Raw genomic sequence first — 15577 nt, 5'->3', positions numbered from 1 at the left:
CGCTGCGGTCATTCGTCTCCCGGCGCCAGCAACAGATTGGGTGCCAGACGCTGATAACCGTCCTGGGTCAGGCGCATGTCGAGCATCAGGCTGGACAGGTCTGCCGACAACGCTTCGGCGTCCGCATCGTTCTCCAGATAGAGCAACTTCAGATAACTGTTGCAACCGGGGCAGACTTCGGCGCGCAACGGCGCCTGGTTGGCGGCATGGCGATCATCTTCAAGGCTGAGGTATTCCAGGCCCTTGCTCTGTTCGCAATACACGCATTTGACCCGCACCACATGCCACTCGCAGGCACACAGCGAGCAGACCAGATAACGCAAGCCGTTGTGCTTGCCGCGATGACGGATGACCCCGGCCATGGCCGGCGAGCCACAGGCCGGGCACTGGCTGAGGCTGTCGCCGGGAGTTAGCGCGAGGTTCGGCGTACTCAACAGCCAGTGGCTCCAGGCTGTTTGAAGCGCCGCACCGAGAAACGGCACCAGCGCCGCTGGCACCAGCGAATACTGGCCACTGACCAGCGCCACCGCCCAGGCGCGACGTTGCCCGGCACCGACCAGGCGCAAGGTGTCCACGGCATCGGCCACGGCGGATTGTGACGGTGCGCTATAGCACTGCAACAAGGCATCGAGGTAAGGCTGCCAATCGTCTTCGCGCGCCAGGCTGTCGGCCGCGAACGGCGGCAAGCCGTGTTGCTGGCACAACTCGATGCGTTGTCGGTCAAGGGGGTCGCTTGGCGGCGGGTCGTCCAGCACCTGTTGCTGCACCCGGCACAACCCGGCGATCAGGCGCAGGTAATCGGCCATCGGGTGCCCTTCGGCCAGCGTTTCCAGGCGCTGGCCACGCAGGCTGAACAGGTTATGCGGTGGCATGTACAGAAACGGCGGCGAACTGGCCGCCGCTTCGATTTCTCCGGGTTCAAGGATGGTTGGCAAATGTCAGCCCTTTTTGGTGATCGGTCGTTTGGGCGCTTCGCCGCGGGTCTCATCTTGAGTCACTTGGCGATACCAGAGTTCGTGGTGTTTCCTGGCCCAGCCGCGGCTGACCCTGCCGTGCAACATGGCGCTGACCGAGCCCTTGATCCAGATGCCGGCATAGATGTGCACGATGATGCTCAGGATCAGCACGAAACCGGCCAGCGCATGCAGCAACATCGCCCAGCGTATCGTGGTGATGCCGAAATACTCGCTGAAGTACGCACGCCAGATCACCAGCCCGCTGAACAACAGCACCAGCATGCACAGCAGTAAAGTCCAGAACAGCAGCTTCTGCCCGGGGTTGTATTTGCCGATGGGCGGGACGCCCTCCTCTTCATTTTTCATCACCCGGTCGATGCGCCTTAGCCACAGGCGATCATTGGCGATGAAGTAGTTGGCGCGCCAGAAGCGAAACACCAGGCCCAGGAACAGCACGAACATCAGCACGCCCATGAACGGGTGCAGGATGCGCGTCCATGGTCCGCCGCCGAACAGGTTGCTCAGCCAGAACAGCGCCGGGTGGAACAGCGCCAGCCCGGACAATCCGGCCATGAGGAACAGAATCGCCACCAGCCAGTGATTGGTGCGCTGGTTGCTGGTGTAGCGCAGGATCGTCTTGTCGCTCATGGCCTGCCCTCCCCTCGGGGATCGAAGGTGTGCACCGATGGATCGACTTCGTGCACGGCGTTGTCCGGCGGCTCCGGATGTTCATCCTCTTCGACGATTTGCGGACCGACGCGCACGTAGTGGAAGAACCCGGCCAGCACCGCTGCGCCCATGGCCAATAGTGCCAGGGGTTTGCTGATGCCCTTCCACAGCCCTACCAACGGACTGATCGCCGGGTGATCGGGCAAGCCGGCGTACAGCCTTGGCGTATCGGCGTGGTGCAACACGTACATCACGTGGGTACCGCCAACGCCTTCGGGGTCGTACAGGCCGGCGTTTTCAAAACCCCGGCTCTTGAGGTCGACGATACGCTCGGCCGCATGTTCCTTCATGTCGTCCTTGGAACCGAACACGATGGCACCGGTCGGGCAGGTTTTCACGCAGGCCGGTTCCAGCCCTACCGCCACCCGGTCAGAGCACAAGGTGCATTTGTAGGCCTTGTGATCCTTTTGCGAGATCCGTGGAATGTTGAACGGACAACCGGTGATGCAATAGCCGCAACCGATGCAATGATCCTGATCGAAATCGACGATGCCATTGGCGTGCTTGATGATCGCCCCCGGGCTGGGGCATGCCGCCAGGCAACCGGGCTCTGCGCAGTGCATGCAGCCATCCTTGCGGATCAGCCATTCAAGGTTACCGGCGTCGGTCTCGTGCTCGGTGAAGCGCATCAATGTCCAGGTTTCTGCGGTGAGATCCTGAGGATTGTCGTAGGTGCCATGGTTATGGCCGACCTCGTCACGCAACTCGTTCCACTCCGAGCAGGCGACCTGACAGGCCTTGCAGCCGATGCATTTGGTGGTGTCGATCAGCTTGGCGACTTCCTCCATGCCGCGCACCGAGGGCGCAGGTGTGGTGGTGGCCGAGCGGGCAATGATGTCTTGGCTGGCCATTTAGACTTTCTCCACGTTGACCAGGAATGACTTGGATTCCGGGGTCTGGGTGTTGCCATCGCCGAGGAACGGCACCAGGGTGTTGGTCAGGTAACCGTGGCGCGTAAGGCCGGTGAACCCCCAGTGCAACGGAATGCCGATCTGGTGCACCACCTGATTGTTGACCTGCAGCGGACGAATCCGCTTGGTCACCACCGCCACTGCCTCGATGAAGCCGCGCTTGCTGCTGACCCGCACCCTGTCGCCGGCGACGATGCCTTTTTCCTTGGCCAGCACTTCGCCGATCTCGACGAACTGCTCCGGTTGGGTAATCGAGTTGAGCTTGCAATGCTTGCTCCAGAAGTGGAAATGCTCGGTCAGCCGGTAACTGGTCGCGGCGTACGGGTAATCCTTGGCCACGCCGAGGGAATCCCACACCGAATCGAAGATCCGCGCCGCCGGGTTGCTGGTGGCTTTCTTGTTTTGCGGGTGCAGCGGGTTGATGCCGATCGGCGTCTCGAACGGCTCGTAGTGCTCGGGGAACGGGCCCTCGTTCATCTTGTCGACGGCGAAGAATCGCGCCACGCCCTCGGGGTTCATGATGAACGGATTCATCCCCGCTTCCGGCGGCACGTCGGCCTTGTAGTCCGGCACATCGGTGCCGGCCCAGGCTTTGCCGTTCCACCACACCAGGCGTTTTTTCGGATCCCACGGCTTGCCTTGCAGGTCCGCCGAGGCGCGGTTGTAGAGGATCCGCCGGTTGGCCGGCCAGGCCCAGGCCCAGCCTTGATGCTGGTGCATGCCGTACGGATCGTTGTTGTCGCGCCGCGCCATCTGGTTGCCCAGTTCGGTCCAGCTGCCACAGAAAATCCAGCAACCGGACGCCGTGCTGCCATCGTCCTTGAGCTGGCCGAATCCGGCCAGTTGCGCATTGGCCTTGATCGCCACGCCCGTCGCGTCGGCGAAGTCCGTGGTGGCGGAGCCGTTGATTTCCTTGGCCAGCTCTTCCGGCGAAGGTTCCTCGGGGATCTTGTACGGCCACGACAGTTTGAGCATCGGGTCGGGGTATTTGCCGCCATTGGCCTGATAACGCTGACGCAGACGTATGAACAGCTCGCTCATGATGCGGATATCGGTCTGCGCTTCACCCGGTCCGTCGGCGCCCTTCCAGTGCCATTGCAGCCAGCGGCTGCTGTTGACCAGCGAACCGTCCTCTTCGGCAAAGCAGGTGGTGGGCAGGCGAATGACTTCGGTCTGGATGTCGGCGCTGTTCACGTCGTTATACGGCCCGACCTTTTGCCAGAACTCCGAGGTCTCGGTGGCCAGCGGATCCATCACCACCAGCCATTTCAGCTTGGCCAGCGCCGCCATCACCCGGTTCTTGTCGGGCAATGCGGCAATGGGGTTGAAACCCTGGCACATGTAGCCGTTGACCTTGCCCTGCCCCATCAGGTCGAACACCTTGAGAATGTCATATTGGGGAATGTCCAGTTTCGGCAGGTAGTCGTAGGCCCAGTTGTTCTCGGCCGTGGCGTTGGCGCCGTACCAGGCTTTCATCAGGCTGACGTGGAATTTGCCGTAGTTCTGCCAGTAGGACAGTTGCCCCGGGCGCAAGGGTTTTTGCGTGCGCTTGACGATGTAGGCGTTGTAGTCCTGTTCGGCATCGCCGGGTAGCGTGAGGTAGCCCGGCAGTGAGTTGGACAACAGGCCCAGATCGGTCAGCCCCTGGATGTTGGAGTGCCCGCGCAAGGCGTTCACGCCGCCGCCCGGCATGCCGACGTTGCCCAGCAGCAGTTGCACCATCGCCGCGCTGCGAATCATCTGCGCGCCAATCGAGTGCTGGGTCCAGCCCAGCGCATAGAGGATGGTCATGGTCTTGCCCGGTGTCGAGCAAGTGGCGATTTCCTCCCAGATTTTTTGCATGGCATCGACCGGCATGCCACAGATCTGGCTCGCAAGTTCTTTGCTGTAGCGGCTGTAATGCTGCTTCATCAGTTGATAGACGCAGCGTGGGTCCTGCAGGGTTGGGTCGACTTTGGCAAAACCGTCTTCACCGAGCTCATAGCCCCAGCCGGACTTGTCGGTGTAAAGGCGCTTGGCCGCGTCGTAGCCGCTGAAGATCCCGTCCTCGAAGCCATAGCCGGCTTTGACGATGAACGACACGTCGGTGTAGTTGCGCACGTATTCGTGCTGGATCTTGTCCTCGGTCAGCAGGTAATTGATCAACCCGCCCATGAAGGCAATGTCGGTGCCGGTGCGAATCGGCGCGTAATAGTCGGCCACCGAGGCGGTCCGGGTAAAACGCGGGTCGACCACGATCAGCCGCGCCTTGTTGTGCGCCTTGGCTTCGGTCACCCATTTGAAGCCGCACGGATGCGCTTCTGCTGCGTTGCCGCCCATCACCAGGACCAGATTCGCGTTGGCGATATCGGTCCAGGTATTGGTCATGGCACCACGGCCGTACGTCGGGGCAAGACTTGCCACCGTCGGGCCGTGTCAGACACGCGCCTGGTTATCGAACCCCAGCATGCCGAGACTGCGCACCACCTTGTGGGTGATATAGCCGGCTTCGTTGGACGCAGCCGATGCCGCGAGGAAACCGGTGGTCAGCCAGCGGTTCACCGTTTGCCCCTCGGCGTTCTTCTCTATGAAGTTGGCGTCGCGGTCGGCCTTCATCAGGTCGGCGACGCGATCGAGCGCTTCATCCCAGGAGATACGGGTCCATTCGGTGCTGCCGGGTTTGCGTACCTGCGGGTATTGCAGGCGGCCGGGGCTGTGAATGAAGTCCAGCAGGCCTGCGCCTTTAGGGCAAAGGGTGCCGCGGTTGACCGGGTGGTCGGCGTCACCTTCGATGTGGATGATGTTTTGCGCGACATTCTTCGCCGTATCGCCTTGGCTGTACATGATCAAGCCGCAACCGACCGAGCAATACGGGCAGGTGTTGCGGGTTTCATGGGTGTGGGCGAGCTTGAAGTGACGCACCTGTTCGGCAAAGGCAAGCGTCGGGGCCATGCCCAACGCACCCAGGCTAGAGCCTGCAAGGCCGATGCCGGCGACCTTGAAGAACTGACGACGGCTGAGATCCATCGTGCACTCCTGATCAGGTGGAACCCGGTACATGGCCGGGCTTTTTCGAACAACCACGGTCGGGGCAGTCTGGCTGCCGACACTACAAACTGTAGTCAATGCTGTCGAATTCACCATGACAGCCGACCGTCGGCCCTCCAGACACTACCCACTGTAGGAGCGAGCTTGCTCGCGATGGTGTATCAGCTGAGTGAGTGTCGACTGACACTCCATCGCGAGCAAGCTCGCTCCTACAGGGGGTTGGCGCTTATCATGGCGCCATAACCAACCTGCCGTTACGAGACCCCGCATGACTTTCGATTTTGATCAGGTGTTCGACCGCCACAACACCGGCAGCACCAAGTGGAGCCGCTACCCCGCCGATGTGTTGCCGATGTGGGTCGCCGACATGGATTTCGCCGCGCCGCCGATGATCATCCAGGCCCTGCAAAAACGACTGGAACACCCGATGGTCGGCTACAGCGTGGCCCAGGATGACCTGCGCGAGGCAATCGTTGCCGACCTCTGGAACAAGTACGCCTGGCGCGTCGAGCCCCAGGAGCTGATTTTCCTGCCGGGCGTCGAGTCCGGCTTCAACATGGCACTGAAGGCACTGGTTCAGGCGCCACAGAATGTCGTTGTGCAGGTGCCGAACTACCCACCGCTGCGTCATGCGCCCGGGCATTGGGGGCTGAACAAGGTCGAACTGAATTTCGATGCGCAAGCCGACGGCACCTACACAACGCCGCTGGATACCCTGAGCCAGTCGCTGCAAGGTGGTGGCGCACTGCTGCTGAGCAACCCGCATAACCCGCTGGGCAAGGCCTTCCCCCGCACAGAGCTGCAAGCCATTGCCGACATTTGCCTTGAGCATGATGCCTGGATTATTTCCGACGAGATCCACGCCGAGTTGTGCTTCGACGGCCGCCAGCACATTCCGATGGCAACCCTGAGCCCGCAGGTCGCCCAGCGCACCATCACCTTGATGTCGGCGAGCAAGGCCTACAACATCGCCGGCCTGAAGACCTCGTTCATGATCATCCAGGACCGCCACCTGCGCGAGAAGGTCAACCACGCCCGTTGCGGCATGGTCGACAGCGTCAATCCGCTGGGCATGGAAGCCACCCGCGTCGCCTACAGCGAAGCCGCGCCATGGCTCGCCGAGCTGAAGGTCTACCTGCAAGGCAACCGGGATTACCTGGCCGAGGCCGTACACACCCGCCTGCCGGGCATCACCATGAACCTGCCGCAAAGCACCTACCTGGCGTGGCTCGACTGCACGGCACTGGGGCTGGACGATCCGCAGCAGTTTTTCCTCGAACAGGCCAAGGTGGGTTTGAGCGCCGGCCTGGACTTCGGCGATGGCTGCAAGCAGTTCGTGCGCCTGAACTTCGGCTGCCCACGGTCGCTGCTGGAAGAAGGCATTGCGCGGATGGAGCGCAGTTTGCGCCATCTCAAGGCCTGACCCGCCCCTCTAGCCGTAGCCTATCCCCTTGTGGGCGTGAGCCTGCTCGCGATGGCGTCCTGTCAGTCGGCAATGTGTTGCCTGACACGGCGCTATCGCGAGCAGGCTCACTCCTTCAGGTAATAATTGAACCGATGCAGCCCTTCAATGCTCAACAGCCTATAGCCCTGCACTGACGGTTGTTTCGGGATCTGAGCCATGAGTTTCGTTGCCTGGGTGGCGGTGTTGGGCGCGGTGTTGCTGACCCTGGCACTGACTTCGTCGTACCTGCGCTGGATGCCGGTCACCACTTCGGCGGTGTGCCTGGTCCTGGGCATCGCCATCGGGCCGGCGGGCCTGGGTATGCTCAGGCTGGATATCAAGGAGGCGGCGTTCTGGATCGAGCACCTGACGGAAGTCGCGGTGCTGTTTTCATTGTTTGTCTGCGGGCTCAAGCTGCGACCTCCTCTTCGTGATCGCCGATGGCGAGTGGCGTTCGTCCTGGCGGGACCGGTGATGGTGCTGACCATTGTCGGCGTCTGCCTGCTGCTGCATTTCGCTTTCGGACTGGCGTGGGGGCCGTCGCTGCTGATCGGGGCGATACTGGCGCCGACCGATCCGGTCCTGGCCTCGCTGGTTCAGGTCAATGACGCCAAGGATGATGATCCGGTGCGGTTCGGGCTCTCGGGCGAGGCAGGACTTAACGACGGAATCGCTTTCCCGTTCGTGATTCTGGGACTGTTGTTTTTGCAGCAAAACGGCAGCTTTGGCAGCGGTCTGGATGACTGGTTTTTCAAGCGCCTGTTGTGGGGCGTGCCCGTCGGACTGCTGACCGGTTACTGGATGGGGCGCGGTATTGGTCACCTGACGTTGTTCATGCGCATCAAGAATGCCGACAGCACGTTTTCCCCCAATGACTACCTTGCCCTGGCCTTGATCGCACTGGCTTACGTCGTGGCCGAAACCATCGGCGGCTACGGGTTCCTCTCGGTGTTTGCCGCCGGCCTGGGCTTGCGCCGGGCCGAGGTCAGGACAAGCAGTGACGCCCACACTCCGGCCGAACACCTGGTTCAAGCGGTGGTCGGTCATCAGCATGTCGAACCCGAGGCGGCCGTGCTCGGCAATGTGGAGCACCTGGAAGACACGCAAGTCGCCGCCGGGATCATGATGGGCGACATGCTGTCGTTCGGCAGCCTGGTGGAACGGGCGATGGAAGTTTTTCTGGTCACCTTGCTCGGTATTGTGCTGATCGCGCACTGGGACTGGCGGGCGTTGCTGGTCGCGTTGGTGCTGTTCGGGATGATTCGCCCGCTGACGGTCTGGCTGATGCCATGGGGTTCGCTGCTCAATGGCCCGCAACGCTGGTTGATTGGCTGGTTCGGAATTCGCGGCATCGGGAGTTTCTACTACCTTTTCTATGCCTTGAACCACGATCTGCTGCCTTCAGTGGCAACGGTGTGTGCCGACCTGACGCTCTCGGTGGTCGCCCTGAGCATTCTGGTCCACGGCATCAGCACCCAGCCGATGCTTGCCCGCTATGAACGGCATAACCGCCGCGTCACTTCATCGCCAAGGCAATGACTTCCACCAGGTTGAGCTGGGTAAAGGGTTTCGACAAACGAGGTAGACGCTCGGCAATGCCTTCCAGGCGTTCGGCAAAACCGGTGGCGAGGATGATCGGCACGCTCGGCCGAATGAGCCTGATGGCGTTGGCCAGTTGCGCGCCACTCATCTGTGGCATGGCCATGTCGGTGATCACCAGATCGATATCCGGTTCACTGCCGAACAGCTCCAGCGCCCTGGCTCCGGAAGGCGCACTGATGACCCGGTGCCCGAGGTCCTCGAGCAGCAGACTGGTGCTGGTCAACACCAGACTGTCATCGTCCACCACCAGTACGCACAGGCGGGGCACTTCCACGGTCTGCGTTTGCGCTACAGGCTCAGCCACCGAACCCCGGGTGGCAACCGGCAACCACAACTCGGCCGTCGTACCCTGATCCTTGTTGCTTTTGAGGATGAAGCGCCCACCCAATTGCTCGATAAAACCGTGGACCATCGATAACCCCAGGCCCGTACCTTTACCGACGCCCTTGGTGGTAAAGAAGGGGTCCATCGCCGAGGCCAGCGTGGTTTCATCCATGCCCTCGCCGGTATCGGCAATGTTCAGGCACACATAACGCCCCGCGGCCAGGGATGAGGCGCCGCCGGTGACCTCCTCGGTCCTGGCACTGAAGATGATGGTCCCGCCGTGGGGCATGGCGTCGCGGGCGTTGGTCGCCAGGTTCAGTACGGCCAGTTCCAGTTGATTGATGTCCGCCATCACCGGTTCAAGATCCTCGGGAAAGCGTGTTTCGACTTTCACCGACGGCCCCAGGGAACTGCGCAATAGCCCGGAAATGCCTTCCACCAACGCCGGTATCCGCACAGGTACCGACTTGAGCTCCTGGCGTCGGGCAAACGCCAGCATGCGCTGGGTCAGGGATACACCGCGCAAGGCACCTTGGGTGGCGTTGTCGATCAGGCGGGTTATTTTGGGGTCATCCGTCACCCGTTTGCGCACGATTTCCAGATTGCCGAGGATCACCGTCAGCAGGTTGTTGAAGTCGTGGGCGATCCCGCCGCTGAGCTGGCCGATGGCCTGCATTTTCTGCGCCTGGAACAAGGCCTCACGGGTTTGCTCCAGCGCCTGCTGCGCCTGGGTGACTTCAGTGATGTCCCGGGTGATCTTGGCAAAACCGAGCAATGTGCCGGTGTCACCCCAGATCGGGTCGACGATGACATGGGCGAGGAACCGCGTACCATCCTTGCGCATCCTCCAGCCCTTGTTTTCAAAGCGCCCTTCACGAACGGCGATATCCAGCGTCCGTTGTGGCTCGCGGGCATCGCGATCCTCCGGGGTGTAGAACATCGAAAAATGCCGGCCAATGACCTCTTCCGGCAAGTAACCCTTGATGCGCTGGGCGCCGGGGTTCCAGTTGCTCACCCGGCCGTCCGGAGAAAGCATGTAGATCGCATAGTCGGTAACGCTCTGCACCAGCAGGCGAAACTGCTGCTCGCTTTGCTTGAGGATTTCCTCGGCCATTTTGCGATCGGTCAGGTCCCGGGTGATCTTGGCGAAACCGAGCAACGTACCCGACGGGTCGAAGATAGGATCAATGACCACATGGCACCAGAAATGTGTGCCGTCCTTGCGTACCCGCCAGCCTTCGCCCTCGAAACGCCCTTCACGAATCGCCGTGTCCAGTGCCCGCTGGGGCAAGCCGGCACGGCGATCGTCATCGGTGTAGAAGCGCGAGAAATGCTGACCGAGGATCTCGGCTTCCTCGTAGCCCTTGAAACGCCTGGCGCCGGCGTTCCAGCTGGTAATGATGCCGTCGGGATCAATCATGTAGATCGCATAGTCGATCACTGCATCGATCAACAGGCGAAAGCGCTTGTCCTCAACGGTACTCGGCCTGTTTCGATCCTCGCTCATTGAGTTCTCGCGTCATGATTGTTTTTCTGGAGTATGAGACAAACTGCCAATTTGGAAAGCCATGACTGCGGCAGTTTGCTTCATAGCCTGCAATCCCGGCTTAGCGATACACGTATTTGGTGATATAGGAGTAAAGGTCGTTGTAGACAAAATCGGGAACCTGTTTGTCATATTTGCTGGTTTTAAGCAGCTGCAGATGACATTCCCTGACCATCTCGTCACGCTCCTCCATCGAATAGACGGACCTTCTGAGGATAGTGTCATAGGCCCTGTACGCATATGGCAGCAACGTTGAAACTTCGTTCAGATTCCCATTTGGGTCCAGGGTATAGGTGCTGTGAGCACGCAGTACCCGTTCGCTCAGCGTGCCCAGACCGCGCTCGTACAGGAAGATTTGCGAGCCACTCACTGTCTTTGCGATGAACTCGAACGCAACGAGAACCGCAGGGGCGTTACTGATGCTCGATTCGAGTCTCGAATAGCTGACAAACCGTTCCATCTCCTGCTTTTCCAGGCTGGAGAATGCTCTTTTGATGCTGGACAGATGGGCGAACGCGTGATTGCAGCCCACGACATGGACTTCGAGTTGATAACCGGGAACAAATTTTGCCAATCCGGCAAAACCGATGTCATCGAACGCGCACTCCATGATGATGTTGCATCTTTGAGAAAGCGCGTTGGCGAAGATTTTCTCACCGAGTTCCCTGGCAAACGCTTCTGTATGTTCGTAGGCGTGCAAAACGCCGAGCTTGATCATGTCGGCGTAATGCGGGTGTTTTTTTCGATATTCAGGCAGGTACAGTCGAATGTAGTTCCCGTAATTCCCGGATGGCAGCAAGCTTTTTTCCAACAAGTAAGTCTTGCCCGAGCCCTCCACTCCGGCGGTGATCAGCAACTTTGGGATGGCTTCAGCAGTTTTGCCGACGAAGAGCGCAGGGAAGATCTCGTCGAACGCCTTGATCACGTCGTCTGAGGAATAGTTGTATTTCGGTGCTTCTGACATACCTTGATTTCCTTATCAAAGAATTGGGTTGTGACATCTAGCCTTTCCAATAAAGCGTGCTGGCGCTGATTGTTCAATTCTTTGTTTTAATCAAGGTATGTATTTGTTTTTAAAGGTAAAGACTCCTACGGCGCAGAGCGAAAAATCGTTGGCGCAATCGACCACCAGCGCGGCAGTAATTGCCTGACCTTGTGCTCGCCAAAACGGTCGTCGATCAACATCACCACTCCTTGATCCTGTTGCGTGCGGATGACCCGTCCAGCGGCCTGAACCACTTTCTGTACGCCGGGATAAAGGTAGGTGTAGTCATAACCGGCACCGAAAATGGCGGCCATGCGCCGTTTCAGTTGCTCATTTACCGGATTGAGTTGCGCCAGCCCCAGCGTGGCGATAAACGCGCCGATCAGCCTGGCGCCGGGCAAATCGATGCCTTCACCAAAGGCCCCGCCCAATACCGCAAAGCCGACGCCCTGGCTTTCGGCGTGGAATTGGTCGAGAAACTGCTGACGCTGCGCTTCGCCCATGCCTCGGGACTGCGACCACTGACTGATATTCGGATGTTTCTCGGCGAGTAACTGCGCCACCTGCTGCAAATATTCGAAACTGCTGAAAAACGCCAGGTAATTGCCGGGGCGTTTGCAGAACTGTCTGGCGATCAAGTCCACGATCGGTTCGAGAGAGGACTGGCGATGTACGAACCGCGTGGAGATCTGGTCGACGATGTGCACTTGCAGTTGATCGGCGTGAAACGGCGACTCGACGTCGATGCACACCGTGTCCTGCGGCGCTCCCAGTAAATCGGCGTAATAGTGCCGGGGGCTGAGGGTCGCGGAAAACAGCACCGTGCTACGCGCGGCGGTCAGGCGCGGGCGGATGAAGCCGGCGGGGACTACATTGCGCAGGCACAGTTGCGAGAGGTTGCGCTGGCGCTCGAGGTTGCGCTTGCTGATGTCGAACAGGAACTGCCCATCGAACAGTTCGGCGACCCGGCAAAAGTGCAGCATGTCGAAGTAAAATCCCTGCAGTGCGCTGTCCAGGCCTTGAGGGTGATCGTTGAGGTAGTCACCGATGTTGGCGCTGCACGATGACAGCGCCTGCAGGAGCTTTTCCGGCGCCTTGTCATAGGCCTGATAGGCGCCGGTTTGCGCTTTATGCAGGGCATTCCACTCGCGGTTGACCCGTTGCATCGGTTTTTTCAGCGCTTCGGGCGCGGTTTTGCGCACGCCGTTGAAGGTCGCCTGGTCGAGGCTGGCGCTGTACATCTGGCGGCCGCGCTCCACCAGGTTGTGGGCTTCGTCGACCAGCACCGCGACCTTCCAGTTGTTGGCCTGGGCCAGACCGAACAGCAACGCGCTGAAATCGAAATAATAGTTGTAGTCGGCAACCACCACGTCGGCCCAACGCGCCATTTCCTGGCTCAGGTAATACGGGCAGACATCGTGCGCCAGGGCGACCTCGCGCAAGGCGCTCTGGTTCAACAGGCTCAGTTGACTGGCCGCCTGCCGTGCGGCGGGCAGGCGATCGTAGAACCCCCGGGCCAGTGGGCAGGACTCGCCGTGGCAGGCTTTGTCCGGATGTTCGCAGGCCTTGTCCCGGGCGATCATCTCCAGCACCCGCAACGGCGGCGCATCGGCGCTGGCAAGCATCACATGCGCGGCGTCCAGGGCCAGTTGCCGTCCCGGGGTTTTCGCCGTAAGGAAGAACACCTTGTCCAGTTGCTGCGGCGCTAGCGCCTTGATCATCGGGAACAAGGTGCCCAGGGTCTTGCCGATGCCCGTGGGCGCCTGGGCCATCAGGCAGCGCCCCGTGCTGACGGCCTTGAACACCGATTCGGCCAGATGACGCTGCCCCGGTCGAAAACCGGCATGGGGAAAGGCCAGGCCCTGCGCAGCCACATTGCGCCCTTCTCGATGGGCGACTTCCTGTTCGGCCCATTGCAGGAACTGCGCGCAATGCCGTTCGAAGAACTGTTGCAGCTCGATGGCGTCGAAAGACTCGACCAGGCAGGTCTCCTTTTCACTGACGATGTCGAAATACACCAGTGTCAGATTGATCCGCGACAGGTCCAGTTTCCGACACATCAACCAGCCGTAGATCCTGGCCTGGGCCCAATGCAATTGGCGGTGGTTGGCCGGTTGTTTGCTCAAGTCGCCGCGGTAGGTCTTGACCTCCTCCAGGCAGTTTTGCCCGGGGTCATAGCCATCCGCCCTGCCCTTGACCGTCAAGGTTTGATACTGGCCCTCAAGGGCAATTTCGCTTTGGTAACCCTCGCTGCGCCGCGAGGCCACCGTACGGTGCCCGACGATACCTTCCAGCGCGGTCGGTGACGGTGTGAAGCGCAGGTCGAGGTCGCCGGTCTTGGCGGTGAACTCGCACAGCGCCCGCACCGCAATGCTGTAGCTCAATCGCCCTGCTCCGCCCATTGCACGTAGCACACGGCGATGGGCATCTGGTGCTCATGACAGAACTCCAGCCAGCGCAACTGGTTGTCCTGCAGGCGATCGCCCGGGCCCTTGACCTCGATCATGCGGTAGGTCTTTTGCTGCGGCCAGAACTGGATCAGGTCCGGCATGCCGGCGCGATTGGCCTTGATGTCCAGCAAGAGGCGGTTGAACCAGTACTTGAGGTGCTCGGCCGGGAGGCAATCGAGGGCTTGCTCCAGCAACTCTTCGCTGAGCACGCTCCAGTACACGAACGGCGACTGCACGCCCCACTTGGCGGCATAACGTTCGCGGATGGTCTGCCGGTAGCGCCCGTCGTCGAGTTCGGCCAGGCAAGCCTGAAACAGTTCGGCCCGGCGGACATGGAAGTCTTCGCTGAGCAAATCCACCGGCCCGCGCTGGAGCGGGTGAAAAAACGCCCCCGGCAAAGGCGCGAAGATCGCTGGCCAACACAGCAGGCCAAACAATGAATTGACCAGACTGTTTTCCACGTAGTGCACCGGCGCCGAATCTTGCGCCAGATGCGCCTGAACATAGAACTCCACCGATAATGCCGGGTCTGTCCTGGGCAATTGCAGGTCCAGGCGCTGCATTTCCCGAGGTGCTGCCCGCTTGATGGGCGGCCCGCCGAGCTTGCGCAGCAGACGTGGCAGGACGCGAAGCAACTGTTGGTGTTCCGCGGCGCTTTGCGGTGCCTGTTCGGCCTGCACGGCCAGGTCCATCGCCTGTTCAAACTGGCCGCTGCGTTCCAGCACGCGAATGAGGCGCGCACGCGCGCCGGGAAAAGCGCATTCGCGGTACAGGTTCAGGGCCATGGAGAAATCGGCGATGCGTTCGCAGTACTGGGCCATCTGGAACAGCAGCTTGCCGCGCCGGCGTTGCAACCACGGATTGTCCAGCGCCAGGCCCTTGATCCGCTCGGCCACCTCTTCCAGCGCTTCACCGGCCTCGAACTGTTGCTGGTATGCGTGCAGGAGGACGCAGGCATCCACGTCTTCGCGACTGCGCAAGCCACGGGACTCGGCACAGAATTCGACTTTTTCGTAGGTGTAGATACCGAGGTCGGCCAATACGAACTCCGACCAGTCCTGATACAGGTTGCCGAAAAACATCAGGCGCAGGCGATCGCACAATTGCATGATGGTCAGGCTGAACAGGCGCTCGTCCAGGCTCGGACACCAGTCGTTGAAGCTTTGCACCTGGGGAAACTGCTCGCACAGCGCCGGCAACCAATCGGCTTTCTTGCCTTTGGGTTGATCGATGACAGCGGCAAAGGTCTGGAGGATTTCTGCCTTGAGCAGCACCTCGAACAGTTCGTCGATGGCGATGGGCATTTGCCCTTCGACCCAACCCAGCTCGAGCAGCGGGCCGGCGGCGGTGCCGATATCGCCGATTTCGTCGTAATGCAGCTTGCTCGCCCTGAAATGAACGCCTTTGCGCATCACCATTCTGACCAGCAGCGCCTGCGATTCACGGGGCAACCGCTTAAACTCATGTGTGAAGCGCTGCTCTTCGACGCTCAACAAATCGCTTGAGCGCTGCTCAAGCCAATCAAGCACTTGCATGAAGTTGTTCAAGTAGTAGAACGGATCGTCGAGGGGATTTGCAGTCACAGGGAAATGGGCCATGGCGA

The 15577-nt window shown here is 60.5% G+C and carries 10 protein-coding genes; 2 read left to right on the top strand and 8 right to left on the bottom strand.

Features of this window, described 5'->3' with window-relative positions:
• Nucleotides 1–8 precede the first annotated feature (8 nt).
• The 4 genes from fdhE to fdnG are packed head-to-tail and all read right to left on the bottom strand — an operon-like array spanning nt 9 to nt 5602.
• Nucleotides 9–935: a formate dehydrogenase accessory protein FdhE gene (fdhE, locus tag J4D25_RS00985; RefSeq protein WP_057714813.1), complete on the bottom strand. Its 927-nt coding sequence runs from the start codon at nt 933–935 to the stop codon at nt 9–11.
• A 3-nt stretch (nt 936–938) separates the two neighbouring features.
• Complete coding sequence (locus tag J4D25_RS00980; RefSeq protein WP_057714812.1) at nt 939–1604, bottom strand: formate dehydrogenase subunit gamma; 666 nt, start codon at nt 1602–1604, stop codon at nt 939–941.
• Nucleotides 1601–2536, bottom strand: a complete 936-nt coding sequence (fdxH, locus tag J4D25_RS00975) for a formate dehydrogenase subunit beta (RefSeq protein WP_057714811.1) — start codon at nt 2534–2536, stop codon at nt 1601–1603. The genes J4D25_RS00980 and fdxH overlap by 4 nt, the downstream gene beginning before the upstream one ends.
• Complete coding sequence (gene fdnG, locus J4D25_RS00970) at nt 2537–5602, bottom strand: formate dehydrogenase-N subunit alpha (RefSeq protein WP_157858924.1); 3066 nt, start codon at nt 5600–5602, stop codon at nt 2537–2539.
• Between the two features lie 289 nt (nt 5603–5891).
• Here fdnG and J4D25_RS00965 point away from each other — a divergent pair, with 289 nt between their 5' ends.
• Both J4D25_RS00965 and J4D25_RS00960 read left to right on the top strand, forming a co-directional pair.
• Nucleotides 5892–7046 (top strand): MalY/PatB family protein, encoded by a 1155-nt coding sequence (locus J4D25_RS00965; RefSeq protein ID WP_057714808.1) that lies wholly within the window; start codon nt 5892–5894, stop codon nt 7044–7046.
• 198 nt (nt 7047–7244) lie between these two features.
• On the top strand, nt 7245–8606 hold the full coding sequence (locus J4D25_RS00960) for a sodium:proton antiporter (RefSeq protein WP_057714807.1): 1362 nt from the start codon (nt 7245–7247) through the stop codon (nt 8604–8606).
• On the opposite strand, the gene J4D25_RS00955 is transcribed toward J4D25_RS00960, so the two are convergent.
• The 4 genes from J4D25_RS00955 to J4D25_RS00940 form a co-directional block, all read right to left on the bottom strand.
• Complete coding sequence (locus tag J4D25_RS00955; RefSeq protein ID WP_057714806.1) at nt 8584–10500, bottom strand: PAS domain-containing sensor histidine kinase; 1917 nt, start codon at nt 10498–10500, stop codon at nt 8584–8586. The two genes, J4D25_RS00960 and J4D25_RS00955, sit on opposite strands and share 23 nt — an antisense overlap.
• Nucleotides 10501–10600: 100 nt before the next feature.
• Nucleotides 10601–11503, bottom strand: a complete 903-nt coding sequence (locus J4D25_RS00950) for a zeta toxin family protein (protein WP_057714805.1) — start codon at nt 11501–11503, stop codon at nt 10601–10603.
• A gap of 125 nt (nt 11504–11628) precedes the next feature.
• On the bottom strand, nt 11629–13908 hold the full coding sequence (locus J4D25_RS00945) for an ATP-dependent DNA helicase (RefSeq protein ID WP_057714804.1): 2280 nt from the start codon (nt 13906–13908) through the stop codon (nt 11629–11631).
• Complete coding sequence (locus tag J4D25_RS00940; protein ID WP_057714803.1) at nt 13905–15572, bottom strand: VRR-NUC domain-containing protein; 1668 nt, start codon at nt 15570–15572, stop codon at nt 13905–13907. Before J4D25_RS00940 ends, J4D25_RS00945 begins: the two co-directional genes overlap by 4 nt.
• Between the last annotated feature and the right edge of the window lie 5 nt (nt 15573–15577).

Origin of the sequence: Pseudomonas sp. GW456-L13 (assembly GCF_017350115.1) — a bacterium.
Lineage (GTDB): Bacteria > Pseudomonadota > Gammaproteobacteria > Pseudomonadales > Pseudomonadaceae > Aquipseudomonas > Aquipseudomonas jessenii.
Note: the sequence above shows the minus strand (reverse complement) of the source record. Positions and strands in the feature narration are given on the sequence as shown.